Origin of the sequence: Micromonospora sp. AMSO1212t (assembly GCF_008868145.1) — a bacterium.
In the GTDB taxonomy this organism is placed as follows: Bacteria; Actinomycetota; Actinomycetes; order Mycobacteriales; family Micromonosporaceae; genus Micromonospora; species Micromonospora tulbaghiae.
In genome coordinates, this window is sequence record NZ_WBKS01000345.1 from 1 (window position 1) to 280 (window position 280).

A 280-nucleotide genomic window follows, 5' to 3' on the forward strand; every position below is an offset into this window, starting at 1 on the left:
CACCGGCGAGCAGCCAGCGCTTGCGCAGCCCGGCGGGCCGGATCGGGCCACCGGCCGCGCCGCGCGCCCCACGCCGCCCGGGCCGGGACAGCCATGTGCCGGGCCGGGGCGCCCCGGACGGCCGGGCACCCGGCCGGGACGTCTCGGACGTCCCGGCCGGGCGAGGGGCGGAGTCCGCCTGTCGTACGGCCACGGTCAGGCCGGGACCTTGGCGGTGGCGTCGACGATCACCTTGAGCAGGTCGACCACGCGCGGGCCCCAGCGCGAGGCGATGTCGTCG

At 80.4% G+C, this 280-nt stretch carries 1 pseudogene; it reads right to left on the reverse strand.

Annotation, left to right across the window (positions count from 1 at the left end):
• Nucleotides 1-193, reverse strand: a pseudogene (locus F8279_RS30800) (hypothetical protein); the annotation flags it as partial.
• Between the last annotated feature and the right edge of the window lie 87 nt (nucleotides 194-280).